The sequence below is a fragment of the Flavobacterium terrae genome, from assembly GCF_900142035.1.
Classification (GTDB): Bacteria; Bacteroidota; Bacteroidia; order Flavobacteriales; family Flavobacteriaceae; genus Flavobacterium; species Flavobacterium terrae.
Genome location: NZ_FQZI01000002.1, coordinates 670,510 through 695,587 on the forward strand (window position 1 = coordinate 670,510; position 25,078 = coordinate 695,587).

The 25,078-nt window shown below is 33.4% G+C and carries 20 protein-coding genes and 1 tRNA gene; 2 read left to right on the forward strand and 19 right to left on the reverse strand.

The genetic code is table 11. The features are described from left to right. Nucleotides 1–114 precede the first annotated feature (114 nt). Together BUC09_RS07365 and rpe are read left to right on the forward strand one after the other, a co-directional pair. Nucleotides 115–978: a sigma-70 family RNA polymerase sigma factor gene (locus BUC09_RS07365; protein WP_026711939.1), complete on the forward strand. Its 864-nt coding sequence runs from the start codon at nt 115–117 to the stop codon at nt 976–978. 345 nt (nt 979–1,323) lie between these two features. After that, a complete protein-coding gene (gene rpe / locus BUC09_RS07370; protein ID WP_073310137.1) occupies nt 1,324–1,986 on the forward strand; it encodes a ribulose-phosphate 3-epimerase in 663 nt (220 codons plus the stop codon). A 36-nt stretch (nt 1,987–2,022) separates the two neighbouring features. Here rpe and BUC09_RS07375 read toward each other — a convergent pair whose 3' ends face one another. The 19 genes from BUC09_RS07375 to mraZ all read right to left on the reverse strand — a co-directional run bounded on the left by BUC09_RS07375 (nt 2,023) and on the right by mraZ (nt 24,734). After that, entirely contained in the window at nt 2,023–3,327 is a 1,305-nt protein-coding gene (locus BUC09_RS07375) for a TolC family protein (RefSeq protein ID WP_084127132.1), read from the reverse strand. Nucleotide 3,328: 1 nt separating this feature from the next. Beyond that, nucleotides 3,329–6,418, reverse strand: a complete 3,090-nt coding sequence (locus BUC09_RS07380) for an efflux RND transporter permease subunit (protein ID WP_073310141.1) — start codon at nt 6,416–6,418, stop codon at nt 3,329–3,331. A 7-nt stretch (nt 6,419–6,425) separates the two neighbouring features. Further along, the gene (locus BUC09_RS07385) at nt 6,426–7,493 is read right to left on the reverse strand and encodes an efflux RND transporter periplasmic adaptor subunit (RefSeq protein ID WP_073310143.1); all 1,068 of its coding nucleotides are present in this window, start codon (nt 7,491–7,493) and stop codon (nt 6,426–6,428) included. Between the two features lie 114 nt (nt 7,494–7,607). Further along, nucleotides 7,608–8,432 (reverse strand): zinc-dependent peptidase, encoded by an 825-nt coding sequence (locus BUC09_RS07390; RefSeq protein ID WP_073310144.1) that lies wholly within the window; start codon nt 8,430–8,432, stop codon nt 7,608–7,610. Nucleotides 8,433–8,454: 22 nt separating this feature from the next. Beyond that, nucleotides 8,455–8,528: transfer RNA gene (locus tag BUC09_RS07395), tRNA-Arg, on the reverse strand. 47 nt (nt 8,529–8,575) lie between these two features. After that, nucleotides 8,576–9,025 carry a GatB/YqeY domain-containing protein gene (locus BUC09_RS07400; protein ID WP_073310146.1) on the reverse strand — a complete coding sequence of 150 codons (450 nt, stop codon included), beginning with the start codon at nt 9,023–9,025 and terminating at the stop codon, nt 8,576–8,578. Nucleotides 9,026–9,160: 135 nt separating this feature from the next. Further along, nucleotides 9,161–11,125: a cell division protein FtsZ gene (gene ftsZ, locus BUC09_RS07405; RefSeq protein WP_073310148.1), complete on the reverse strand. Its 1,965-nt coding sequence runs from the start codon at nt 11,123–11,125 to the stop codon at nt 9,161–9,163. Nucleotides 11,126–11,167: 42 nt separating this feature from the next. After that, nucleotides 11,168–12,541 (reverse strand): cell division protein FtsA, encoded by a 1,374-nt coding sequence (ftsA, locus tag BUC09_RS07410; protein WP_073310149.1) that lies wholly within the window; start codon nt 12,539–12,541, stop codon nt 11,168–11,170. Between the two features lie 3 nt (nt 12,542–12,544). Further along, complete coding sequence (locus BUC09_RS07415) at nt 12,545–13,270, reverse strand: cell division protein FtsQ/DivIB (protein ID WP_073310151.1); 726 nt, start codon at nt 13,268–13,270, stop codon at nt 12,545–12,547. Then, nucleotides 13,263–14,603: a UDP-N-acetylmuramate--L-alanine ligase gene (murC, locus tag BUC09_RS07420; protein ID WP_073310153.1), complete on the reverse strand. Its 1,341-nt coding sequence runs from the start codon at nt 14,601–14,603 to the stop codon at nt 13,263–13,265. The genes BUC09_RS07415 and murC overlap by 8 nt, the downstream gene beginning before the upstream one ends. Then, nucleotides 14,600–15,694 carry an undecaprenyldiphospho-muramoylpentapeptide beta-N-acetylglucosaminyltransferase gene (gene murG / locus BUC09_RS07425; protein WP_073310155.1) on the reverse strand — a complete coding sequence of 365 codons (1,095 nt, stop codon included), beginning with the start codon at nt 15,692–15,694 and terminating at the stop codon, nt 14,600–14,602. The genes murC and murG overlap by 4 nt, the downstream gene beginning before the upstream one ends. A 3-nt stretch (nt 15,695–15,697) precedes the next feature. Further along, nucleotides 15,698–16,993, reverse strand: coding sequence for an FtsW/RodA/SpoVE family cell cycle protein (locus tag BUC09_RS07430; RefSeq protein ID WP_073310157.1), 1,296 nt, complete (start codon nt 16,991–16,993; stop codon nt 15,698–15,700). Between the two features lie 20 nt (nt 16,994–17,013). Then, complete coding sequence (gene murD, locus BUC09_RS07435) at nt 17,014–18,345, reverse strand: UDP-N-acetylmuramoyl-L-alanine--D-glutamate ligase (RefSeq protein WP_073310160.1); 1,332 nt, start codon at nt 18,343–18,345, stop codon at nt 17,014–17,016. A 3-nt stretch (nt 18,346–18,348) separates the two neighbouring features. Further along, nucleotides 18,349–19,578, reverse strand: a complete 1,230-nt coding sequence (gene mraY, locus BUC09_RS07440; protein ID WP_073310162.1) for a phospho-N-acetylmuramoyl-pentapeptide-transferase — start codon at nt 19,576–19,578, stop codon at nt 18,349–18,351. Between the two features lie 10 nt (nt 19,579–19,588). Continuing rightward, the gene (locus BUC09_RS07445) at nt 19,589–21,049 is read right to left on the reverse strand and encodes a UDP-N-acetylmuramoyl-L-alanyl-D-glutamate--2,6-diaminopimelate ligase (protein ID WP_073310164.1); all 1,461 of its coding nucleotides are present in this window, start codon (nt 21,047–21,049) and stop codon (nt 19,589–19,591) included. Continuing rightward, complete coding sequence (locus BUC09_RS07450; RefSeq protein ID WP_073310166.1) at nt 21,049–23,052, reverse strand: penicillin-binding protein; 2,004 nt, start codon at nt 23,050–23,052, stop codon at nt 21,049–21,051. The genes BUC09_RS07445 and BUC09_RS07450 overlap by 1 nt, the downstream gene beginning before the upstream one ends. Beyond that, nucleotides 23,043–23,384, reverse strand: coding sequence for an FtsL-like putative cell division protein (locus tag BUC09_RS07455; RefSeq protein WP_073310168.1), 342 nt, complete (start codon nt 23,382–23,384; stop codon nt 23,043–23,045). The genes BUC09_RS07450 and BUC09_RS07455 overlap by 10 nt, the downstream gene beginning before the upstream one ends. Further along, nucleotides 23,381–24,289, reverse strand: a complete 909-nt coding sequence (rsmH, locus tag BUC09_RS07460; protein ID WP_200778477.1) for a 16S rRNA (cytosine(1402)-N(4))-methyltransferase RsmH — start codon at nt 24,287–24,289, stop codon at nt 23,381–23,383. Before rsmH ends, BUC09_RS07455 begins: the two co-directional genes overlap by 4 nt. Next, a complete protein-coding gene (gene mraZ, locus BUC09_RS07465; protein WP_073310172.1) occupies nt 24,264–24,734 on the reverse strand; it encodes a division/cell wall cluster transcriptional repressor MraZ in 471 nt (156 codons plus the stop codon). The genes rsmH and mraZ overlap by 26 nt, the downstream gene beginning before the upstream one ends. Nucleotides 24,735–25,078 lie beyond the last annotated feature (344 nt).

A 25,078-nucleotide genomic window follows, 5' to 3' on the forward strand; every position in this document is an offset into this window, starting at 1 on the left:
AATTTCAATTTTTTAAAAAATAAAAAAATAAACTTTTTGTAACTTTTTTTGTAACTTTTTTGCAACTCATTACGTACAACTATCTCACAACCCTAAATTTGGAGGAGAAACTTCATGAGACAACTTAAAATTACAAAACAGGTTACCAACCGTGAAACAGCGTCTTTAGACAAGTATTTACAAGAGATTGGTAAAGTTGACCTTATTACTGCAGATGAAGAAGTAGAATTAGCACAACGTATCAAAGCAGGAGACCAAAGAGCACTTGAAAAATTAACAAAAGCAAATTTACGTTTCGTAGTATCAGTAGCTAAACAATATCAAAATCAAGGATTAACACTTCCTGACTTAATTAATGAAGGAAACTTAGGTTTGATTAAAGCTGCTCAACGTTTTGATGAAACACGTGGTTTCAAATTCATTTCGTATGCCGTATGGTGGATTCGTCAATCTATCTTACAAGCTCTAGCAGAACAATCTCGTATTGTACGTTTACCGTTAAATAAAATTGGTTCGATTAATAAAATCAATAAAATGTACGCTTTATTAGAGCAATCTAACGAGCGAGCTCCTTCTGCAGAAGAAATTGCAAAAGAACTTGATATGACCGTAAATGATGTAAAAGAGTCTATGAAAAACTCTGGACGTCATTTATCTATGGATGCTCCATTAGTAGAAGGTGAAGATTCAAACTTATATGACGTATTACGTTCTGGTGAATCTCCAAATCCTGATAGAGAGTTAATCCACGAATCATTACGTACTGAAATTGAACGTTCTTTAGAAACTCTTACTCCACGTGAGGCAGATGTTGTACGTTTGTATTTTGGTTTAGGTGACCAACACCCTATGACACTTGAAGAAATTGGTGAAACTTTTGACTTAACTCGCGAGCGTGTTCGTCAAATTAAAGAAAAAGCAATCCGTAGATTAAAACACACTTCAAGAAGTAAAATCTTGAAAACTTATCTTGGATAGTTCAAATTTTCTAATTTTTTTTAATTTTGCATTATTGCAACGATTATAATTAGAAAATTATATACAGTAACAACAGTCTAAGACTGTTCGTTTTTTGATTGATGATTGAAACTCCGGCTGATTACCGGAGTTTTGCTTTTTAAAGCAAAACTCCAGTTTGTTAGGCTTCGCCTCGGGTTTAGCTGAGAAATCTTGACCATTGAAACTCCGGCTGATTTAGCTTCGCTCAGTTCGGCTTTGCCTCGAGTCCGGAGTTTTGCTTTTTAAATACTATTGGCTTTAAATTTTTAAAACTTAAAGCTATCTTTGCCACACAAAACACAACACAACAACAATATCTCAAAAATGAAAAACACACTTATTGCACCGTCTGTTCTTGCAGCAGATTTTGCTAATTTACAACGCGACATCGAAATGATTAACTCTAGTGAAGCTGATTGGTTCCACATAGATATTATGGATGGTGTTTTTGTTCCAAATATTTCTTTTGGAATGCCAGTCTTGGATGCTATTAACAAACATGCAAAAAAAACTATAGATGTACACTTGATGATTGTAGATCCTGACCGCTACATTTCTACTTTTAAAAAATTAGGTACTGATGTATTGACGGTTCATTACGAAGCATCGACTCATTTACACAGAACATTGCAAGCTATAAAAGCAGAAGGTATGAAAGCTGGAGTAGCCTTAAACCCTCACACTAATGTTTCTTTACTAGAAGATGTTATTAAAGACATCGATTTAGTTTGTATCATGAGTGTAAATCCTGGTTTTGGTGGACAGTCATTCATTGAAAACACATATAAAAAAGTTCAACAGCTAAAAGAAATAATTATTCGTAATGGCGCTTCAACTTTAATTGAAATTGATGGTGGTGTAACAAGCAAGAATGCTAAACAATTGGCTGAAGCTGGCGCAGATGTTTTAGTAGCTGGAAGCTTCGTTTTTAATGCCGAAAATCCTATACAAACCATTTCCGATTTAAAAAAAATTGCATCACTATAAAACTTAAAAAAGGCGCTTAATTAAGCGCCTTTTTTATTAAAACTTTATATTTCCTGCTATTTGTTGCAATACAATTTCGGATATCTTCGCTTGAAATTTAGCACTACTATTTCTTGCAATCGCGTTGATGTAATTTTCTTGTGCATTCCTAAACTCTATAGTTGGAACCGTTCCAATTTTGAATTTATCTAAAGTAATCTCCATATTCTTTTTCGCAATAGATTCATTACTTTCCTCCAGTTTAACCAACTCAACATTAGTCAAATAAGTTTGATAGGCCGATGCTAATTGAACATTTACTGATTGTTTTTGCTGTTGAGCTACCAATGATGAATTTTCAACTTGAATTTTAGCAATCTTTTCATTTCTATTCTGAGAAAAACCATTAAAAATAGGCATCGTGGCAGTAACACCATAGTTCAACCCTTTACTTGATGTTGAAGAAGTAAAGCCTAAACTACTTTCGGTTTCTACAAATGTATACCCTGTATTCAATCGTACTGTCGGGTATCTAGTGGCTTTAGTTTGTTTTAATTCTAACTCAGCCACTCGTTTATTGATCAAAGCCAGCTGTAGTTGTAAGTTTTGTTTTTCTGTTAATGATTTTAATTCGGCCAATTGTAAATTATCATCTACAACGACATCTTCAACTACTTGAAAATTTGTAGAAAGATCTCTTGCCAAAATCTCATTTAAACGAATTTTTGTCGTCTCATAAAATTCTTTCTGCTTTAATAAAGTAGAAGAATCAGTATTTAAATCAACTTGTGCATTTAAAACTTCTAACTTTGATGCTTTACCAATTGTGAAACGGTTCTCAGCTGTCTTTAATCGTTGTTTTGAAATTACTATTGTAGTATCTAAAGCTTTTATTAACTGTTGTTGTTGCACTAAATTATAGTAAGTAATCATAACATCACTAACTTTTGTTAAAACAGTCAATTTTAGTTGAACATCGCCTTGCTTTTCTAATTCTTTCAATTGGTCATAACGAGCAAACATTCTCATACCATCAAATATTGTCCAACCTAAATTAACTCCATATTCTAAACGGTTATTTTTAGCATTATCGAGTTGTCTAACATCTCCATTAGTTTGTACTTGTTTTGAGTTTTGAATACTATTATTTTTTGTGAGAGAAGCATCTATTTGCGGTAACATACCCGCATTTCCTATACTGTTATTTTCTTTATCAACACTTAATTCATTTGTAGCAATCTTGATATCATAATTGTTCTTTAATGCAATTTGCACAGCCTCATCTACTGTCAAAACTTCCTGAGCAACTACTTTTGGAACAAAAACAAAAAATAGTATTAAAATCAAAAACTTATTCATCATTTTAAGCCTTTTCATATTGTTCAATATTATCAAATTCTGGTCGGTGTTTTTTTTCTCTTGACCACATTAAATAAATAGCGGGTATCACAAACAAGGTTAACGCTAATGAAAATAATGTTCCACCTACAATTACAACTCCCATTCCTATTCTACTAGTAGACGCAGCTCCTAAAGACATAGCAATTGGAAGTGCTCCTAAGGCAATAGCTAAACTCGTCATTAAAATAGGTCGTAAGCGCGATTCTGAAGCCTCAATAATTGCCTCATATTTTGATTTCCCTTCTTCTCTTAATTGATTTGCAAATTCTACTATTAAAATTCCATTTTTGGTTACCAAACCAATTAACATTACTGTACCAATTTGACTAAATATATTCCATGTTTGACCAAACAGCCATAATGAGAATAACGCTCCAGCAACAGCCATAGGCACTGTTAAAATAATTATGAAAGGATCTATAAAGCTTTCAAATTGCGCTGCAAGTATCAAAAAGATTAATAACAATGCTAATCCGAAGGCAAAAGAAGTATTTGAACTACTTTCCATAAAGTCACGGGATTCTCCGCTCAAGTCTGTAGTAAAACTATCGTCCAATATTTTTTCTTTAATGCGTTCCATAGCTTCTATCCCATCTCCAATACTTTTTCCTGGAGCCAAACCAGCTGAAACAGTAGCCGACATATATCTGTTATTATGATACAATTGAGGAGGACTACTTTGTTCTTCCATATGTACCAAATTATCTAATTGAATTAATTGCCCTTTATCATTTTTTACAAAGATTGAAGTTAAATCCATTGGCGCATTACGGTCTTTTTTGTCAAATTGACCCATTACCTGATATTGTTTTCCATTCATCATGAAATATCCAAAACGCTGACCACTTAATGAAAGTTGCAAGGTTTGTGCTACATCAATAACAGAAACACCCATACTTTGTGCTTTTTCCCTGTCGATGGTTACGTAAACTTCTGGTTTGTTGAATTTTAGATTTACATCAGAATTAGAGAATGTTGGATCATTTGATACTTCTTCCATAAACTGAGGGATTTTTTCTTCTAACTTTTTAAAATTAGGAGCTTGAATCACAAATTGAATAGGGAAACCACCTCTTCTATTCACCGCTATGGTAGGTGATTCTGAAACCGAAACCTTTGCCTCTGGATACTGCTTTGTCCATTTAGTCAATTTCTCAGCTATTTCCTTTTGTGATTTATCCCTTTCATTTGGTTGTACCAAAGCAATTCTTGCAAAACCACTATTTACAGATGAAGAACCAAATCCTGGCGAAGTAACAATTAAGCTTACCTTTTTTTCAGGTATCGAATCATTGATTAATTCTGTCAAATCATTCATAAAACGATCCATATAGTCGTAAGAAGAACCTTCAGGGGCAGAAACGCGAGCTGTTAAGAAACTTCTATCATCATAAGGAGCAGTTTCCTTTTGCAAAACATTAAAAAATAGATAAATCAATCCGAAACAAACAATCAAAATCGGGAAACTTAACCATTTCTTTTTCATGAAACCAGTTAACGCTTCTGCATAACCAGAATTCATTTTTTCGAAAATAGGCTCTGTTAGATTATAAAATTTAGATTTTTTTTGTTCACCACCTTTCATCAAATAGGCATTCAGCATTGGCGTAAGTGTTAACGATACAAATGCTGATATCAAAACGGCTGCACCAATCACGACTCCAAATTCACGAAATAATCTTCCCACAAATCCTTCCAAGAAGATTACTGGTAAAAACACTGCTGCTAACGTTATTGAAATTGAGATTACTGCAAAGAAAATCTCATTAGAACCTTTGATAGCCGCTTCTATGGGCGACATCCCCTCTTCTACTTTTTTGAATATATTTTCGGTAACTACAATACCATCATCTACTACTAATCCCGTTGCCAGAACTATAGCTAATAATGTTAGTACGTTTACTGAAAATCCACACAAATACATAATAAAGAATGTGGCAATAAGAGAAACTGGGATATCAATTAACGGTCGGAATGCAATAGCCCAATCTCTAAAGAACAAATAGATAATCAACACTACTAGTATAACTGAAAGCAATAAAGTTTCTGCCACTTCTAATACTGCTTTTTTAACAAAAACTGTGTTATCGATGGCAATATTCAGTTTAAAATCCTTTGGAAGATCTTTTTGCAATTGATCGTATTGCTCATAAAATTTTTCTGCAATATCCAGATAATTAGTTCCCGGCTGCGGAATAATCGCCATACCAATCATCGGTTGGCCCGAATCAGATAGTTTGGTTTCTAGATTCTCAGCTTCTAAAGCCGCTTTACCAATATCACTAAAACGAACAATCTTATCTCCTTCAGCTTTGATAATAATATTATTGAAGCCTTCTTCTGTTGAAATATTACCAATAGTTTTTACTGTTAATTCAGTATTAGCTCCTGTTAATTTACCTGATGGTAATTCCACATTTTGCTTGTTCAATGCCGAACGTACATCGGCAACAGTACACCCGTAAGAAGCTAATTTATTGGGATCAATCCATAATCGCATAGCATATTTACGCATACCCCAAATTTGCACACTACTTACTCCTGGTATAGTTTGTAAACGTTGTGACAAAACGTTGTCAGCATAATCTGTTAACTCCAAAACATTTTTATTATCACTTTGCACTGTCATTGTGATAATTGGTTCAGAATCAGCATCAGCTTTTGAAACGACAGGTGGCGCGTCAATATCTTGCGGTAAACTACGAACTGCCTGTGATACCTTATCACGAACATCATTTGCAGCTTCTTCAAGATTTTTATCTAAGTTAAATTCAATACTAATATTACTTCTTCCGGAACTACTAGAAGACGAAATATTCCTAATTCCGTCAATGGAATTAACTGCTTTTTCTAAAGGTTCTGTAATCTGAGACTCAATAATATCAGCATTGGCACCAGAATAATTTGTTTGCACTGAAATTTGTGCAGGATCAATTGAAGGAAATTCTCTAACTCCTAAAAACGTATACCCTATAATTCCAAAAAGTATCAACATTAAGTTGAGTACGATTGTTAAAACGGGTCTTTTAATACTTAAAGTGGATAAACTCATAGCTATCTTACTTTATGTTAACTTGAACTGGTGTATCATCTTTCAAAGTCATGACACCCGTTGTTAATACTGTATCGCCTGCTTTTAAACCAGTTAACACTAAAACATCTTTATCTGTTCTGGCTCCTGTTTCTACCATAACTTCTTTTGCTTTTCCATTAATAGAAACAAAGACTTTTTTACCATTTTGTACTGGTATTAATGCCTCTGTTGGCACCAATAAGGCATCATTAATATTTTCTAAAGGCAGTGATACATTTGCAAAAGTTCCTGGAATTAATTTACCACTAGAATTTTGTGCAACTGCGCGCATTTTAAGGGTTCGTGTTGCCTCTTCAATCTCTGGTTCGATTGCATATACTTTAGCTGTAAACTGTTCTTTTGAGCCTGAAGTAGTAAACGAAAGATTTGTGTTTACTTTCATTTGAGTTGCATATTTTTCTGGAATTGAAAAAGTAACTTTTACTTGAGTGGTATTCACCAAATTTGCTACTACTGTCGTTGGAGTCACATAAGTCCCTTTTGAAATATAACGCAATCCTATTTTACCAGAAAAAGGGGCTTTGACTGAAGTCTTAGCTATTTGAGCTTGAATTAATTGAGTTTGAGCTTGTGCAGAACGAAAATCGGCACTAGCAATATCATATTCTTCCTGACTGATGGCTTCTTTTTGCAATAACAATCTGGCTCTTCTTTCATTTTCTGATGCTAAGGCTTGTTTTGTTCTAGCTTGAGAAAGTTGAGCTCTAAGTTCTAAATCATTAATTTTAAATAATTGTTGGCCTTTAGAAACATAACTTCCTTCTTGAAAGTTGATACTTTCTACAACACCACTGACCTCACTTCGAACTTCAATTTGCTCGTTAGCTTCAATAGAACCTGAAAGTGATAAATTATCTGAAAAGACTTGTGGTTTTAAAACGATTCCGGAAACTTTTGAAGGTTTTTTATCTCCTTCTTTCCCCTTTCCTTTTCCTCCTTCATTATCCTTAGCGTTGTTTGCAGATACTCTGTAGAAAATCATTCCGCCTAAAACAACTGCCAATAATAAGTATACAATATGTTTAAATTTCATAATACGTGTGTAATTTTATGTCAATCTTGGGATTTATTAACAAAACTACTCGTTATTATTTATATGTCTAAATGATTAATTTTTATTTAACAATATTTTAGAACAATTGGTCATTTAAGCTTCTGAATAATTGATCATTCGCTTTACACTTAAAAACAATTCTGGAAAGTCATTTTTAAATTGATCTGGAGTTTCAAAGAAATTTTCGAGTATAACTGCCATAAATTCTAACTGATTTGTAAAAGCATATTCCCTAAAGTAATTCGAATTCCTTAGTTGCTCTTTATAATCAGAGTCTTTTATAGTGCTTAGTAATTTTTGATAATTTTCCACATAAATATCATTTGAGACAGAACTTGTTTTCATACACTCAAAATGGAGAGTATGGGAAAATTCATGAAGTCCTAAATTTAAATTATCATTTGAAATATCAAGCCCTTCCTTAAAATGTTTCCATGAAAAAACTAATGCTTTATATTTAGGATTGAACTCTCCTTTATGATACACATCATTTTTCTCAGAATAATAAATGTCAGGATACAGTATAATTTTATCAAATACACTATAAATAAAACTTCTCATTCCAAAAGTCAATTTGACAGAAGTACTAGCAATTAAAAGTTTCATTTCATCAGTAACAACTAAACCACCATTCCCTTTGAAATGATAATTTTTAATAAAAACTGCAACTCTATGCTCAAAATATTTTTTTCTCTTTGATGAAAGCCTTCTGTAAAACGAAAAATTTTGATGGATTATATTTCTCTGCTCTTCATCAATCCTTTTTGGAAAAGGATAAAAATGTACATAAAAAGGCTTGTAAAAGTATTGTGCAAATACGTATTCTAAAAATTTAAAAGCATACACAAACACAATCAAGAAAAGAATTGAAGCAAAAATTATTATTATCCAAATACCTTGTCCTTGATCTTGTTCCATAAAATTGAACTGAAAGTTTTTGTGACCACGGAGGGATTCGAACCCCCAACCCTCAGAGCCGAAATCTGATATTCTATCCAGTTGAACTACGTAGCCTTATAGAAGTCAGAATTCTAAATTTAGAATTCTGACTTTAAAGTGTTTTATACTAAAAGCTTTTTTACAATATTTGAAATTGTTTTACCGTCAGCTTGACCGGCAAGAGCCTTAGAAGCTGCTCCCATGACTTGACCCATAGCAGCCATTCCAGAGAAACCACCATCTGCAATAATTTTAGCTATTGCAACCTCTACTTCAGCCTCTGACAATTGTGCAGGTAAGAATTTTTCGATAACAGCTACCTGAGCAATTTCAGGTTCAGCTAAATCAGGACGATTTTGTTCTGTATAAATAGTCGCAGAATCCTTGCGTTGCTTAACTAAACGTTGTAATAATTTGATTTCATCATCAGCAGACAAATCTTCTTTTGCTCCGCTTTCTGTTTGTGCTAATAAAATTGCTGATTTTATTGCTCTTAATGCTTCTAAAGCTACAGTATCTTTAGCTCTCATAGCATTTTTCATTTCATCCATTATTTTTGCTGATAAACTCATAATGATAGTAAGTATTAGTATTTAGAATTTAATTTCTAAAAGGTATTTATAAAGTTTTATTTAGTCATGCGAAATTAAAAAATAACCCGAAAAATCAGCAGAAATTTCGGGTTACATAGGTTTGGTTTGAAATAGTTAATCTACATTATCGTGTAAGAATGAATTGTTAGAACGTAACTGAACATCGTCATTACTATCTAATCCTAAAGACATTCTTGATCTATTATTATCAAGTGGATTGTTTGTTAAATCAATCCCCATTCTTTTGTAAGCCGGTACTTTTTCGTACTCGTCTACTCTAGCAGCGTTATTATGAAACTTGTAATTGAACTCTTTCATTTTACGACGACGTTCTTCAGCTCTTAACTTCAATGAATCTTCGATAGACATTTCAACTGGTGAGTTGATATCGTAAGTAGGATTTGAAACTGGTTGCTGTGCAACTGGCTCTACTTGTTTCATTGTGATATTAAGCTCTTCAGGAGTTTTTTCAATTACTGGCTCTTCTTTTTTTGCTTGAATAAATTGGTTTTCAACTTCCATATACTCTTCAAGCGAATGACGAATAACACCATTTTGAGTTACTTCTGTAACAGGAACAAATTCTACTGCATCTGTTACTCTTATATCTTTAATTTCGTTCGTTAAATCGAAAATTAATTTATCGGTATTTACTGATTCCTCTTTGTGAGCAATTGGCAAATCGAATGTTAATGAAAACTGATCTTCGTCATGAGCCACAAATTTTGGATCCACAACTTCAATCTCTTTTACCTCTGGTGGAGTAAAATAAAACTCATTTTCTTTGATTTGATTAGCCGAAACTATTTCAAAAGTAACATCCAAATTCTTTATAAATTCCGTTGTAGGAACTAAATCCATTGTAAAATATGGCTCCACTAAATCCGGAGTTGTCACTTCTTCTTCTAAAGAAAAAACAATTTTATCTTCAACAACAGGAGCTTGCTCAGCTACTGGATTAGCAGAAGGCATATTTAAAGAAAAATCGAATCCTTTTGCTTCAAATTTTTGAGTTAAGTTATGCACTAACTTTTGTTCGTCTTCTAAAGCGTGAATTATCTTTTTAGGTTCAGTATTTACAATTTCTGCTTGTTGCTCTACACAAAAACCAGTCGCAATGATAGTAACCGCAATAGAATCACCTAAAGTTTCATCTTCACCAACTCCCATGATTATATTAGCATTGAAACCTGCTTCGGCTTGGATGTGATCATTGATTTCTCCAATTTCATCGATAGTAATTTCATTAGTTCCAGAAACGATAAGCAACAATACGTTTTTAGCACCTGAAATTTTATTGTCATTTAACAACGGAGAATCTAATGCAGCAATAATAGCATCTTTTGCTCTGTTTTCACCTTCAGCAACCGCAGAACCCATTATTGCAGTACCTGAATTTGAAAGGACAGTCTTAGCGTCTTTTAAATCGATATTTTGAGTATAGTGATGCGTAATAACTTCTGCGATACCACGAGACGCAGTTGCTAACACTTCATCAGCTTTTGAGAAACCTGCTTTGAATCCAAGGTTTCCGTACACTTCTCTTAATTTATTATTATTGATTACAATAAGTGAATCAACTTGTCTTCTTAATTTTTCAACTCCTAATAGTGCTTGCTCTGAACGAATTTTACCTTCAAACTGGAAAGGAATTGTTACAATACCGACAGTTAAGATTTCTCTTTCTTTTGCTAATTGAGCAATAACAGGAGCTGCACCAGTACCGGTACCACCACCCATACCAGCTGTAATGAAAACCATTTTAGTATTGCTGTCAAGCATTTTCTCAATATCCTCGATACTTTCTAGAGCAGCTTGCTGACCTACATCAGGATTTGCACCAGCACCTAAACCTTCAGTAAGACTTACTCCCAACTGAATTTTATTAGGCACAGGACTATTTTGTAATGCCTGAGAATCAGTATTACAAACGATAAAATCTACTCCTTTGATACCTTGCTTGAACATGTGATTGATGGCATTACTACCTCCACCACCTACTCCGATAACTTTTATCACGTTCGATTGATTTTTAGGTAAATCGAAAGAGATGCTTCCAAATTCTGAGTTGCTTTCCATACTATTTGGTTTATTATTTTGTGTTACTTGTGATAACTCTGATTACTCAGCGTTATCTAAAAAATCTTTAATCTTATCAATATATCTGTCAAAAAACGATTTTCTAATCGTTGTTTCAGTCGATTTAGAATGAGTTCTAGCCTCTTCTATAACCCTTTCAGCTTCCTGCTGAATCATTTGTTGTTCTTCAACTGTTGGTTTTTGCACCAAAACAGGCTCAGGAACATAATTATCTTGCGGAACCGCACTCATGGTGTTATTACGAACACTATTCATCACTAAACCAACAGCAGTCGCATACAACGGACTTGAAATTTCTTCGTTTGAATTCCCTGCTAAATGTTCATTAGGGTATCCAATTCTAGTATCCATTCCTGTTATATATTCTACTAATTGTTTGATATGTTTTAACTGAGATCCTCCCCCAGTTAACACAATTCCTGCAATTAATTTTTTGCGTGGATCTTCATGACCATACGCTTTTATTTCAGTATAAATTTGCTCGATAATTTCAACTACACGAGCATGTATTATTTTTGAAAGGTTTTTTAATGAAATTTCTTTAGGATCTCTTCCTCTTAATCCCGGAATTGAAACTATCTCATTATCCTTATTTTCTCCTGGCCAAGCAGAACCAAACTTTACCTTCAATAATTCAGCTTGTTTTTCAATAATTGAACAACCTTCTTTGATATCTTCGGTAATTACATTACCTCCAAATGGCACAACCGCCGTATGACGAATGATACCATCTTTAAAAATTGCTAAATCTGTAGTTCCACCTCCTATATCGATTAAGGCTACACCAGCTTCTTTTTCTTCTTGACTTAATACCGCATCTGCAGAAGCCAAAGGTTCAAGAGTTAAACCAGAAAGATCTAACCCAGCACTTTTAATACATCTACCAACGTTTCTAATCGATGAAGCTTGACCAACCACAACGTGGAAGCTACTTTCAAGTCGACCTCCATACATGCCTATTGGCTCTTTTATTTCAGACTGTCCATCAATTTTAAATTCTTGAGGTAATACATGAATAATTTCTTCTCCGGGTAACATAGCCAATTTTTGAACTTGACCAATTAGCACATCTATATCTTTTTCACTAATTACTTCTTCAGAATTAGGTCTTGATATATAATCACTGTGTTGAATACTACGAATATGCTGACCCGCAATACCAACTACTACATCTTTAATTTTAAATCCAGAATCTTCTTCTGCTAAAGCAATAGCTTCTTGAATAGACTGAATTGTTTGTGTAATATTATTTACTACACCTCTAGCCACACCGAGACTTTTAGACTTACCAACGCCTAAAATTTCTAGCTTTCCGTATTCATTTTTCTTGCCTATCATAGCAACAATCTTAGTTGTTCCTATATCAAGTCCTACTGCTATATTCTCTCTTTCCATACTCTATTCTTTTGTACAAACCACTTGCTTTGTAAACTTCAAATTGATTTTCGAATACGAAGAAATCAATGTGTCTTGTACTGCTTTTTGAAAAAACGCTTTATAATTATCAAATTTTCTATCCATGTGTATGGTTCTACCGAAAATTATATCATAACTATAATTTCTATTCTTCATTACAATGCTTCCGTCGTCGTTTATAGTCATCCCAATGATATTTTTTTTCAAAAAATCATCAGAATAAACCTTTTTCAACAAGGCGACAAAATTCTTATCTAAGGCTTTATCAACATCACCATAAATAAGTGGCACTCTGGCGCTAAAATTATTTGAAAGCGGCATCCTATCTCCTTTATAATCAATATAAAAAGAAGAATTATCATTAAAAACTCTAGCGATTGGGGTCTTTTGTTTTACTATTGTTTTCAACTTGCCATCAACACTCACATACACTTCAGAATTGTCTATCATGCTGTGTTTATTGATAGTTTGCTCTATACGCTTCAAATCTACTTGTTCTTTTTTAATACTGGAAGTACCTCCAAAATTTTCTATCAACAACTTATTAACCATTTCATGCGTAACAAATGGGCTCTCAGAATTGACAAATTCGATATCTGGCTTAGAAATTTTTCTCATTTCGTTTCTTTTTGAGGTAAACGAATACAGAAAAACCACCACTCCAAAAATGGCTATCAGCTGAATATTTATTAACCAATTTTTACGCATCTAAAGCTTTTTTAATTTCTGGCACCATTTCTCCTACATCACCAGCACCTATAGTAACTATAACTGGTGAATCTGATGATTTTAACAATGCTATAAGTTCTTCTTTTTGAACTAATTTTTTATTTGAATTATCTATTTTATCCAATAACCATTGCGAAGTAATTCCTGTCATAGGTAATTCGCGAGCTGGATAAATTTCCATTAACAATACCTCGTCAAATTGAGATAAACTTTTTGCAAAATCATCAGCAAAATCCTTTGTTCTACTAAACAAGTGCGGTTGAAAAACAGCCAACACTTTTTTTCCAGGATACAACTCCCTAACCGCTTGATGCACTGCATTTATCTCGGTAGGATGATGTGCATAATCATCGATATACACAAAATCTGGTTTACGAATTTGGAATGAAAAACGGCGTTTTACTCCCTTAAATGTTGCTAACGCTTTGACAATGGAATCGGTTGGGGTTCCGTAAGTTCGAGCCATGGCCAAAGCAAGCAACGCGTTGGTTAAGTTGTGCTTCCCTGGTAATCCAAATTTTATATCTTTAATTTCTTCGGTTGATGTTGTTACATCAAAAACATACCATCCATCTATAATCCTAATATTATGCGCAACAAATTTAGAATCATCATTTACCCCGACAGTTATTCCATCAAGCGGCAAACCACTGATTACAAATAAGTTATTTTTATCCTCAACTTTATCAGCAAATTCTTTGAAAGAAGCTTTTATAGACGCGTCATCACCGTAGATATCGAGATGATCAGCATCCATTGAAGTTATGCACGCAATATTGGGGTGCAAATGTAAAAAAGATCTATCAAATTCATCAGCTTCAACCACAGTAATTGTTTTTCCAGAACCAATTAAATTTGAGTTGTAATTTTCAACAATTCCACCTAAAAAAGCTGTAACATCTAAACCACTTTCATACAAAACATGCCCTAGAATACTCGAGGTTGTAGTTTTACCATGCGTTCCAGCAACTGCAAAACAAAACGTATCCTTAGTAATGATTCCTAAAACTTCTGCACGCTTTTTTATTGTAAATCCATTTTCTTTAAAGTAATCCCATTCAGAAAGTTGTTTGATAGCTGGTGTATAAACCACCAATGTATTTTCTGGTTTACAATCCTTTGGAATAAAATCAATATTATCTTCAAAATGAATTTCAATACCACTTGCAATCAAATCATCAGTAAGCATAGTAGGAGTTTTATCATACCCCATAACTTCTTTACCAATGAACTTGAAATAACGCGCTAAGGCACTCATTCCAATTCCTCCGATTCCTATAAAATAGACGTTATGTATTTGGTTTAAATTCATTTAATCAATTTTACTATTTCATCAACAATTTGTTTCGTTGCATTTGGCATAGCCAATGTTTTTATATTCTCACTTAAACTTTGTTGCTTCCCATTATCATTTAACAAGGCTTCAAATACAACTTCAAATTGCTCATCTAATTCTTTTTCTTTAAGCAATATTGCTCCATGCTTATCAACAATTGCTTGCGCATTTTTTGTTTGATGATCTTCAGCGACATTTGGGGAAGGAATAAATATAACTGGCTTCCCTACCAAACATAATTCAGATACTGAAGAAGCACCAGAACGAGATATCACCACATCTGACGAAGCATAGACTAAATCCATTCTATCAATAAAAGCCAATACTTGAACACCAGCCTTATCATTAAAATGTTTGTACTCTTCAAAATATAGCTTACCACATTGCCATATAATTTGGACTCCTTGTGATAACAACCAATCAACTTCTTTAGCAATCAATTGATTAACACGTCTTGCACCAAGACTTCCTCCCAAAATCAACAATGTTTTTTTAGTAGCATCAAGTTTAAAACACTCTAAAGCTTCTCCTCTTTTATCATTAACCGACAGCAAATCCTGACGAACTGGATTTCCTGTTAAAATCATATTTTCTTTTGGAAAAAATCTTTCCAAGTTTTCATAAGCCACACAAATCTTGTTGGCTTTTTTACTCAACAATTTATTAGTAATTCCGGGATATGAATTTTGTTCTTGTATTACAGTTGGAATACCTAACATTGAAGCAACTTTTAAAACTGCACCACTTGCAAATCCTCCAGTACCTATAACCACGTCTGGCTTGAAACTTTTTATAATTCCGAATGACTTCATCAAACTTGAGGCCAATTTCAGCGGAAACATTGCATTTTGCAATGTTAATTTTCGTTGTATTCCTGCAATCCACAGACCCTTAATAGGATAGCCTGCTTGGGGAACTTTTTGCATTTCCATTTTATCGCTAGCACCTACAAATAGAATGTCAGCTTTTGGATAACGAGTTTTTAATTCGTTAGCAATAGCAATAGCAGGATAAATATGTCCTCCTGTTCCTCCTCCGCTGATTATGAATTTTGGATTCTCTTTCATTATCTATTTGTTTAAAACAGCATTCATAGGATTGTTCAATTCTTCGATTGAATAATCTTCATTAACTTCTTCTTCTACTTTAATTTCTTCCGATAATTCTCTATCAATAATTCGTTGTAATGCTTCTTCTCGTTTTTGCTTTTCGATATTTTCCTTAGCTATTTCCTCCTCCTTTTTCGTTACATTCAAAATAATACCCAAAGCCGCGCAAGTCATCCAAATCGACGTTCCTCCACTACTTATCAACGGTAGTGTTTGTCCTGTTGTAGGTAACAACTCTACCGCCACACCCATATTAATGAAAGCTTGAAAAATCACAGGAAATCCTAATCCTACCACAACAAGTTTTCCAAAAATAGTAGGTGCTTTGTAGGATGCAATTATGAACCTTACAAACAAAATGAGGTAAATTGTGATTATAAAAAAGGCTCCAAATAAACCAAGTTCTTCTACAATAATGGCAAAAATAAAATCGGAAGAAGATTGAGGCAAAAAGTTTTTCTGAACACTTTTCCCGGGGCCTAATCCATAAACACCACCAGTAGCAATAGCTGTTTTAGCTTTTTCTATTTGGTAATCATCTTCCCCTGGTTTATCTGAAGCAAAATTATCTATACGGCTTATCCAAGTGTCAACACGGTTTGGAAATGCTCCTGGAAATGCTTTTACCACAAGAATAAAAAAAGCAAATGATACAATTCCCATCCCAACGATTATAGCAATATTTTTTATTGGGTAATTCCCAACAAAGGTTAGCATCAAAATCATTGAGAATATTAATGCTGTAGTCGAGAAGTTAGAAGGCAAAATAAGCGCAAGCGTTATAAAAACAGGTATCCAAAGCTCTACAAATGATTTTTGGAAAGTCATATCTTCTACTTCGGTTTTAGACAAATACCTAGCCACAAATAGAAACATAATCATTCCAGCAAATGTTGATGGCTGAAAAGAGATACCTACTAACGGCACTTGAATCCATCTACTTGCATTAGCGCCTTCAATAACTGTCCCTTTCACCATTGCATAAGCCAATAAAATCCAGGCAAATGGCAAAAGCACTCTAGACAGACTTCGGAAGTAATGATAAGGCACTTTTTGTACTTGATACATAATCCAAAACCCTGCTGATAAATGAACAAGATGTTTGATTAAATACACCAACGTATTACCTGTACCATGTTTTTGATACGCTAAATTACTACTAGCACTGTACACAGGAATAAACGAGATTAGGGCCAATAGCGCAACCATGGCCCAAATCACCTTATCTCCTTTTAAATTATGTATCAGTGTTTTCATTTATACTTTAACTAAAAAACTTATAAATTTTGTACAGCTTGTTTGAACTGACGTCCTCTGTCTTCGTAATTTTCAAATAAATCGAAACTTGCACAAGCGGGTGACAACAATACTGTATCTCCTTTTTCTGCAATTTTATACGCTTGTCTTACCGCTTCAACCATAGAAGATGCTTCAACTAAAACATCTACAACACCACCAAAGGTTTCGATAAGCTTTGCATTATCGATTCCTAAACAAATGATTGCTTTAACTTTTTCATTTACTAAAGACAATAATTCAGTGTAATCGTTTCCTTTATCTACTCCTCCTACAATCCAAACTGTAGGCGTTGTCATACTATCTAATGCAAAAAAAGTAGCGTTTACATTTGTTGCTTTAGAATCGTTGATATATTGAACGTTTTGAATTTTAAGCACTTTTTCTAATCTATGCTCTACACCTTGAAAATCAGAAAGGCTTTCACGAATTGTGTCTTTTCTAATTTTTAATAACTGAGCAACAGTTGCTGCAGCCATAGCATTTTTTACATTGTGCTTTCCTTCTAGTGATAATTGTGATGTTGGCATATCGAAATTCTCGTTTGTCGTATTTATTTTTATATTATTTTCTTCTAAAAAGGCTCCAAAGTCTAATGGTTTTGAAATAGAAAATGGAACTAGTTTTGCTCTTGTACTATTGTTTTTGAGCCAGTTTGCTATTGCTTCGTCATCTGCATCATAAATCAAGAAATCATCTTCTGTCTGATTCATGGTTATTCTAAATTTAGAAGCAATATATTTTTCGTATTTGTATTCGTATCTATCTAAATGATCCGGGCTAATATTTGTTATGATTGCTATATGTGGCTTATAAGTTTCTATTCCGTCTAGTTGAAAACTACTCAACTCTAAAACATATGAATCATACTTACCTTCTGAAACCTGCCAAGCATAACTTTTACCAATATTCCCTGCTAAACCAACATTTAATCCTCCTTGTTTTAGCAAATGATATGTCAACATTGTTGTTGTTGTTTTACCATTACTTCCTGTTATTCCTATCGTCACGGCATCTGTAAACTGATTGGTAAATTCTATTTCGGAAACTATTGGAATATTTTTTTCTTTAATCTTTTTGATGATTGGCACTTTATCAGGAATCCCTGGACTTTTCATCACCACATTTGCATTAAGAATCAAATCTTCTGTATGCTTTTCGTCTTCAAATTTGATTTTATGAAGTAGTAAAACTTCTTTATAATTGTTTTTTATTTTTCCAAAATCGGACAGAAATACATCATATCCTTTCTTTTTCCCTAAAATGGCGGTTCCTACACCACTTTCGCCTCCTCCTAAAACTACTAATCTCATATATTACCTTAATTTTAGGGTTACAATTGATACTATTGCCAACAGAATTCCTACAATCCAAAATCGGGTAACGATTTTACTTTCGTGGTATCCTTTTTTCTGATAATGATGGTGTAAAGGAGACATTAAGAAAATGCGTCGACCTTCACCGTATTTTTTCTTTGTATATTTAAAATAGGCTACTTGTAGAACAACCGATAAATTTTCGGCTAAGAATATTCCGCAGATAACAGGAATCAACATTTCTTTGCGAACTGCAATTGCTAAAACTGCAATAACTCCACCAATAGTTAAACTTCCCGTATCTCCCATAAAGACAGCCGCTGGATAACTATTGTACCATAAAAATCCGACCAATGCACCTACGAAAGCCGCTATAAAGACAGTCATTTCCCCAGAGTTTGGAATAAACATAATGTTCAAGTAGTTAGAAAACATAATATTACCTGAAACGAAAGTAAAAACCCCAAGAGCAATTACAGATATTGCTGAAGTTCCGGCCGCGAGACCATCAATACCATCAGTTAAATTTGCACCATTTGAAACTGCAGTGATGATAAAAATTACAATCGGGATGAATACTAACCATGCCCAATTTTCATATCCATCACCTGTCCATGCTAACAATTCAGCATAATCAAACTCATTATTTTTAAAGAATGGAATTGTTGTCGCTGTAGATTTTTCTTGAAGAGAAACCGGATTAATAGTGTTTTGAGCAGCATTCACCACAATTTTAGCTGTCTGAGTATCTTTTCTTACAGTCACTCCTGGATGGAAGTACAACGTAGCACCAACAATAACTCCTAGACCAACTTGACCTATAACTTTGAAAATACCTTTTAAACCTTCTTTATCTTTCTTAAATACTTTTATATAATCATCCAAGAAGCCTATAAGTCCCATCCATAACATGGACACAATTAACAATATCACATAGATATTATTCAGTTTTGCTAGTAAAAAGACTGGAATTAGAGTCGAAAATATAATGATAACACCACCCATAGTAGGCGTCCCTGCTTTTTGAGTTTGCCCTTCAAGACCCAGTTCACGAACTGTTTCTCCAATTTGCTGACGTCTTAAAAAACCAATTACTCTTTTACCATAAATGGTAGACAATAGCAATGACATTATAATAGCCAAGGCCGATCTGAAAGTAATATACTGGAAAACCCCTGTTCCAGGAACGTCTAGCGTTTTGTCTAAATACTCAAATAAATAGTATAACATACCTCTATGGTTATTTGTTAAGTTGCTCTAATATTTCTTTTACTATTTTCATATCGTCAAAATCATGGCGAACACCGTTAATTTCTTGATAAGTTTCATGACCTTTACCAGCGATTACTATTATATCATTGGTTTCTGCCATTTGACAAGCCGTTTTAATAGCTTGTTTTCTATCTAAAATCGAAACGTATTTTTTGAAATTTTCAGGACTAATTCCTGCTTCCATTTCATCAATAATCGCTTGAGGATCTTCCGTTCTTGGATTATCAGAAGTGATGACTACTTTATCACTAAGTTCTGTTGCGATCTTAGCCATTATAGGTCTTTTAGTTCTATCTCTATCTCCTCCGCAACCTACAATAGTTATTAGTTTTTCATTTTTAGTTCTTATATCATTGATTGTATTCAATACATTTTCTAAAGCATCAGGCGTATGAGCATAATCTACAACGGCTGTAATTTTTTGAGCTGAAACGATATATTGAAATCTCCCAGAAACACTTTCTAGCTCAGAAAGCAAACGAAGTGCTTCAATTTTTTCGATTCCTAATTCTATAGCAACTCCGTAAATTGCCAATAGATTATACGCATTAAAGTTCCCTATTAAACGTGTCCAAACTTCTTGCTCATTAATTTTAAGCTGTAATCCGGACAATTGATTTTCTAAAATCACTGCTTTATAATCAGCATAAGTTTTTAGTGCATATGACAACTTTTTAGCCTGAGTATTCTGAATCATAACCGCACCATTTTTATCATCAATATTTGTTAGAGCAAATGCTGATTTTGGTAAATGATCAAAAAATGATTTTTTTACATCTCTATACTCGGCAAACGTTGGGTGATAGTCTAAATGATCGTGAGAAAGATTTGTAAAAACTCCTCCTTTAAATTCAAGTGCTTCGGTTCTTTTTTGATGAATACCATGAGAACTCACTTCCATGAAACAATACTCACAGCCAGCTTGAACCATTTCATTGATGTAATAATTGATCGTTAAAGAGTCTGGAGTAGTATGAGTAGCTTTATATTCTATTTCATCAACTAAAATTTTCACAGTCGAAAGCAAACCTACTTTATAACCTGCTTTTTTAAACAACTGATATAAAAGAGATGCTATTGTAGTTTTACCGTTTGTTCCAGTTACACCAATTAGTTGTAATTTAGAAGATGGATTGTCGTAATAATTATTTGCTAAATGAGCCAATGCATCATTTGTATCTTTCACCACAACATATACAATTTGCGATAACAAATTATTTGGTAAATCTTGACAAACAACCACTGAAGCACCTAATGAAATTGCTTTATCAATGAACTCATGACCATCTGAAACAGTTCCTTTAATAGCCACAAAAACATCATCCTTTTCAATTTTTCTAGAATCGAAATGAATAGCACTGATTTCAACATCTGTCGAACCATGTACAGCCTCTATCGCTACCTTATATAAAACGTCTTTAAGCTTCATTATGATAATTCAAGTATTATGGTGTTGTTTTTAATAATTGGCTGACCAGGTAATATAGATTGCTTTTTAACTTTACCAATCCCTATAACTTTTACTTTCATTTCTAAATTTTCAAGTAATGCTACTGCATCCATCCCTGCCATTCCTTTTAAGTTGGGTATAACCGAAGGCTTCTTGTTTAATTTTGCATTGTATGCATAATAATTACCTTCTTGATCTTTAAACTTTTTCTTAAGATTTTTTATCTCGTTTGTTGAAGGAACATCTGTAAATACTTTTTGTGCAATTCTTTTAAAAACTGGTCCAGCAACATCTGCTCCATAATAATTATTTTTTAATGTATTGGGTTTATGAACCACCACTATACAAGAATACTTAGGATTTTCGGCAGGAAAATACCCAACAAAAGAAGAAGCATAATACATGTGTTCATCTCCTTTATGATAATTTACCTGTGCAGTTCCTGTTTTACCCGCCATCGAAAAATCTTTAGAATACAATTTAGAGCCAGTTCCCTTTTTAACTACATTTTTTAGAACCGCTTGCACTTTCTTCAAAGTTTCTTCTGAACAAATACTCGGATTTATTACTTGCTTATCAAATTTTTTAATTGTCTTATTCCATTCTTTAACCTCTTGCACGAAAATTGGTTTAACCATTTCTCCATTGTTAGCCACAGCATTATATAATGCTAATGTTTGCAACGGTGTTACTGAAACTCCATATCCAAATGCCATCCAAGGCAGGGAAATCCCACTCCAGCCATTTTGACCAGGTTGTGGTATTTTAGGAGTTCCCTCTCCCTTAAATGGTAATCCCAGTGGTTTATTTAAACCAAGACTATTAATTCTATCAACAAACTGTTTTGGGTTATCTTTATAATTTTCGTAAACTGCTTGAACTAAAACTGTATTTGACGAAACCTCAAATCCTCGGGCCAATGAAATCTTTCCGTAACCGCCTTCATGAGAATCACGTACGTGACGCCCTTTGTAAACAATATCTCCGCCTTTAGAATCGTAAACTTTCCCAGTATCTATTTTTTCATCATCAATAAGAGCAATTAAATCTATTAGTTTAAATGTAGATCCAGGCTCATGTGATTCTCCCACAGCATAATTAATGGTTTCATAATATGATCCATCAGTGGCTCTTCCTAAATTCGAAATAGCTTTTACAGCTCCTGTTTTTGTTTCCATTACTACAACACATCCATGATCTGCTTCATAATCTTGTAGTTGTTTTAACAAAGCATGATGGGCTATATCTTGTACATAAACATCAATGGTAGACACTATGTCATATCCATCTCTTGGCTCAACCTCATAATTATCATGAATAGGTTTCCATTGTCCTTTGGCAATTTTCTGCTTTAAAATTCTGCCATCTGTTCCATTAAGATATTTTCCAAAAGCCCCTTCGATACCTACAGGCAATAATTTTCCGTTTTCATCATATCTTTCATAACCAATAGTTCTCTTTGCAATTTTTCCAATTGGATGTTCACGGACAGTTTTTTGTTCAGTAATCATTCCACCTTTATATGCTCCAAGACTAAAAAGCGGAAAACCTTTAATAGTCATATACTGTGTATAACTTAAATCACGGGCTACTAAAAAATATCTGTTTTTATTTGCTCTAGCTTTTCTAAACTCATTTAAATAAGTATATGCTGACTTGTTTTTTAGTAACTTATGCAAAGAGTCAGACAATTGTTCTATGTGATTGTCAAAATTTTCTTGTGATGGCGCCAAAGCATCAAATCGAATTGTATATTCTGGAATTGACGTAGCCAATAAACTTCCATCTGAAGAATACACATTACCTCTATTTGCCGGAATAACAAAGTTTTTAATTGTTCTTTCTTTTGCCAGCTTGCGGTAATACTCACCTTCTACCCACTGTATATTAGTAAGTTTAACACCCACAGCCGTTACCATGATTAAAACAATCAATGCAACAATATAGATACGATTTAATATGTTTCTATTTTCTACTGCCATAGCTTATCCCAAGCTGATTTTTCTTTTGCTACTTTTATTTTTTTTGGAGGAACAGACGATGGGAAAATTTCTTTTTCAATCATTTCTTGCGCTACTGTCGATTCCATTTTTATTTTCATTAATTCTGATCTTCTATCAACAAACTCAGATCTTAATTCTTTTACTTCATTAGTTAACTCAGCAATTTTGTATACTTTTCCTTCATAACTATGTGTATTTGCAATCATTATGATTGCTAGGAAAATTAAAAAGACAATGAATCCCCAATTTTTTGTTGCATCCTCATTGACTAAAAACCTTGCTTTTAATATGCTGTAAAACTTGTTTTTCATAATTTTTCAGCGATTCTTAGTTTAGCACTTCGAGCTCGATTATTAATTGCTATTTCCTCATCTGACGGAACAATTAACTTTCCTATATTTTTAAAAGGAACCTCATATCTTCCAAACATATCTCTCTCTGGTTCACCTTCAAACATTCCATTCTTAATATATCTTTTCACCAACCTGTCCTCTAGGGAATGATAAGATATAACACTCAATCTACCTCCAGAATTTAAAAGCTCATTTGTTTGTTCCAAAAACTCCTTAAGAACTTCCATCTCTTGATTTACCTCTATTCGGATTGCTTGATATATTTGAGCTAAAATTTTATTGGCTTTATGCCCTGGTAAAAATCTACTCAAAACTTGCTTTAAATCCTCAGTATTAACTATAGCTTCTTTTTCTCTTTCTTCAACAATTGTTCTTGCAAGCGCTGCTGCATTTTTAAGCTCTCCATATTCTAAAAAAATACGGCGTAAATTTTTATCATCGTATTCATTCACAACTCTGTAGGCACTTAACTCATTTCGCTTACTCATTCTCATATCAAGTTCCGCATCAAATCGAGTCGAAAAACCTCTTTCCGGCACATCAAACTGATGCGAAGAAACCCCTAAATCACCTAAAATTCCATCAACGGTTTTAACACCATTAAATCGTAAGAACCTCTTTATATATCTAAAATTTTCTTTTATTAACACAAATCTTGGGTCATCAATTTCATTTTGCCATGCATCTTCATCTTGATCAAAAGCAAACAATTTTCCATTAGCGCCTAATCGAGATAGTATTTCTCTCGAGTGCCCACCACCACCAAATGTAACATCAACATAAACACCGTCAGGTTTAATATTTAAACCATCAACTGTCTCTTTTAATAAAACTGGATTATGATATTCCATTGTCGTCATCATTATTACCCATTACTTCTTCAGCCAAATCTGCAAAATCTATATCTGAATCATCAACCGCTTTTTCATACAAATCTTTATCCCAAATCTCAATTATGTTTATTGCCGATGACAACACAACACTGCTATTAATAGATGCAAAAACAGCCAAATCTTTAGGAACTAACAATCTCCCTGTCGAATCAATCTCCACCATTCTAACCCCTACAGTAAATCGACGGATGAAATCGTTATGTTTTTTATTAAATCGATTCAGTTTGTTTATTTTTTGCATCATTACATTCCATTCTGCCATGGGATACAACTCCAAACATTGCTGAAAAACCGATCGTTTTAAAACGAAGCCTTCTTGCAAAGATGAATTCAACTGATTTTTCAAAGCGACAGGCAACATTAACCTTCCCTTAGAATCAGCCTTACATTCATATGTTCCAACAATGGTATTCAAGTAGTTACAATTTTTGTATGATACTGTACAAATGTAGAAAATAATTTACCACATTTTACCACAAATTACCACTTTGTTGATAAGTTTTACCATTTTCTATTCAAAAAGAAACTTTTCTAAAAAGAGTCTTTTTTTAACTTTAAGATATTTTTTTGTGTAATTTTTTCTTTTTAAGAAATTATTCGCAATAAAATACTCTTTTTAAAATGCTTTTTTGATTTTTTTTCAAAAAAGACAGTGACGCTAATCCAATCATTTGGCTGATTACTAAACACTTAACTTATCAACATAAAAATTGAAAATTATTCTAAAAAACGTATTTGACTTTTTAATCCTATATTTGC

Excerpts from the sequence above, each read along its gene's own strand:
- rsmH (WP_200778477.1), bottom strand. The coding sequence starts at position 24,289 with ATGATGACGACAATGGAATATCATAATCCAGTTTTATTAAAAGAGACA.
- BUC09_RS07450 (WP_073310166.1), bottom strand. The coding sequence starts at position 23,052 with ATGGCAGTAGAAAATAGAAACATATTAAATCGTATCTATATTGTTGCA.
- BUC09_RS07400 (WP_073310146.1), bottom strand. The coding sequence starts at position 9,025 with ATGAGTTTATCAGCAAAAATAATGGATGAAATGAAAAATGCTATGAGA.
- BUC09_RS07430 (WP_073310157.1), bottom strand. The coding sequence starts at position 16,993 with ATGAAAACACTGATACATAATTTAAAAGGAGATAAGGTGATTTGGGCC.
- murC (WP_073310153.1), bottom strand. The coding sequence starts at position 14,603 with ATGAATTTAAACCAAATACATAACGTCTATTTTATAGGAATCGGAGGA.
- ftsZ (WP_073310148.1), bottom strand. The coding sequence starts at position 11,125 with ATGGAAAGCAACTCAGAATTTGGAAGCATCTCTTTCGATTTACCTAAA.
- BUC09_RS07455 (WP_073310168.1), bottom strand. The coding sequence starts at position 23,384 with ATGAAAAACAAGTTTTACAGCATATTAAAAGCAAGGTTTTTAGTCAAT.
- BUC09_RS07415 (WP_073310151.1), bottom strand. The coding sequence starts at position 13,270 with ATGCGTAAAAATTGGTTAATAAATATTCAGCTGATAGCCATTTTTGGA.
- BUC09_RS07380 (WP_073310141.1), bottom strand. The coding sequence starts at position 6,418 with ATGAGTTTATCCACTTTAAGTATTAAAAGACCCGTTTTAACAATCGTA.
- murD (WP_073310160.1), bottom strand. The coding sequence starts at position 18,345 with ATGAGATTAGTAGTTTTAGGAGGAGGCGAAAGTGGTGTAGGAACCGCC.
- BUC09_RS07365 (WP_026711939.1), top strand. The coding sequence starts at position 115 with ATGAGACAACTTAAAATTACAAAACAGGTTACCAACCGTGAAACAGCG.
- BUC09_RS07375 (WP_084127132.1), bottom strand. The coding sequence starts at position 3,327 with ATGATGAATAAGTTTTTGATTTTAATACTATTTTTTGTTTTTGTTCCA.
- BUC09_RS07385 (WP_073310143.1), bottom strand. The coding sequence starts at position 7,493 with ATGAAATTTAAACATATTGTATACTTATTATTGGCAGTTGTTTTAGGC.
- mraY (WP_073310162.1), bottom strand. The coding sequence starts at position 19,578 with ATGTTATACTATTTATTTGAGTATTTAGACAAAACGCTAGACGTTCCT.
- BUC09_RS07445 (WP_073310164.1), bottom strand. The coding sequence starts at position 21,049 with ATGAAGCTTAAAGACGTTTTATATAAGGTAGCGATAGAGGCTGTACAT.
- ftsA (WP_073310149.1), bottom strand. The coding sequence starts at position 12,541 with ATGGAAAGAGAGAATATAGCAGTAGGACTTGATATAGGAACAACTAAG.
- BUC09_RS07390 (WP_073310144.1), bottom strand. The coding sequence starts at position 8,432 with ATGGAACAAGATCAAGGACAAGGTATTTGGATAATAATAATTTTTGCT.
- rpe (WP_073310137.1), top strand. The coding sequence starts at position 1,324 with ATGAAAAACACACTTATTGCACCGTCTGTTCTTGCAGCAGATTTTGCT.
- murG (WP_073310155.1), bottom strand. The coding sequence starts at position 15,694 with ATGAAAGAGAATCCAAAATTCATAATCAGCGGAGGAGGAACAGGAGGA.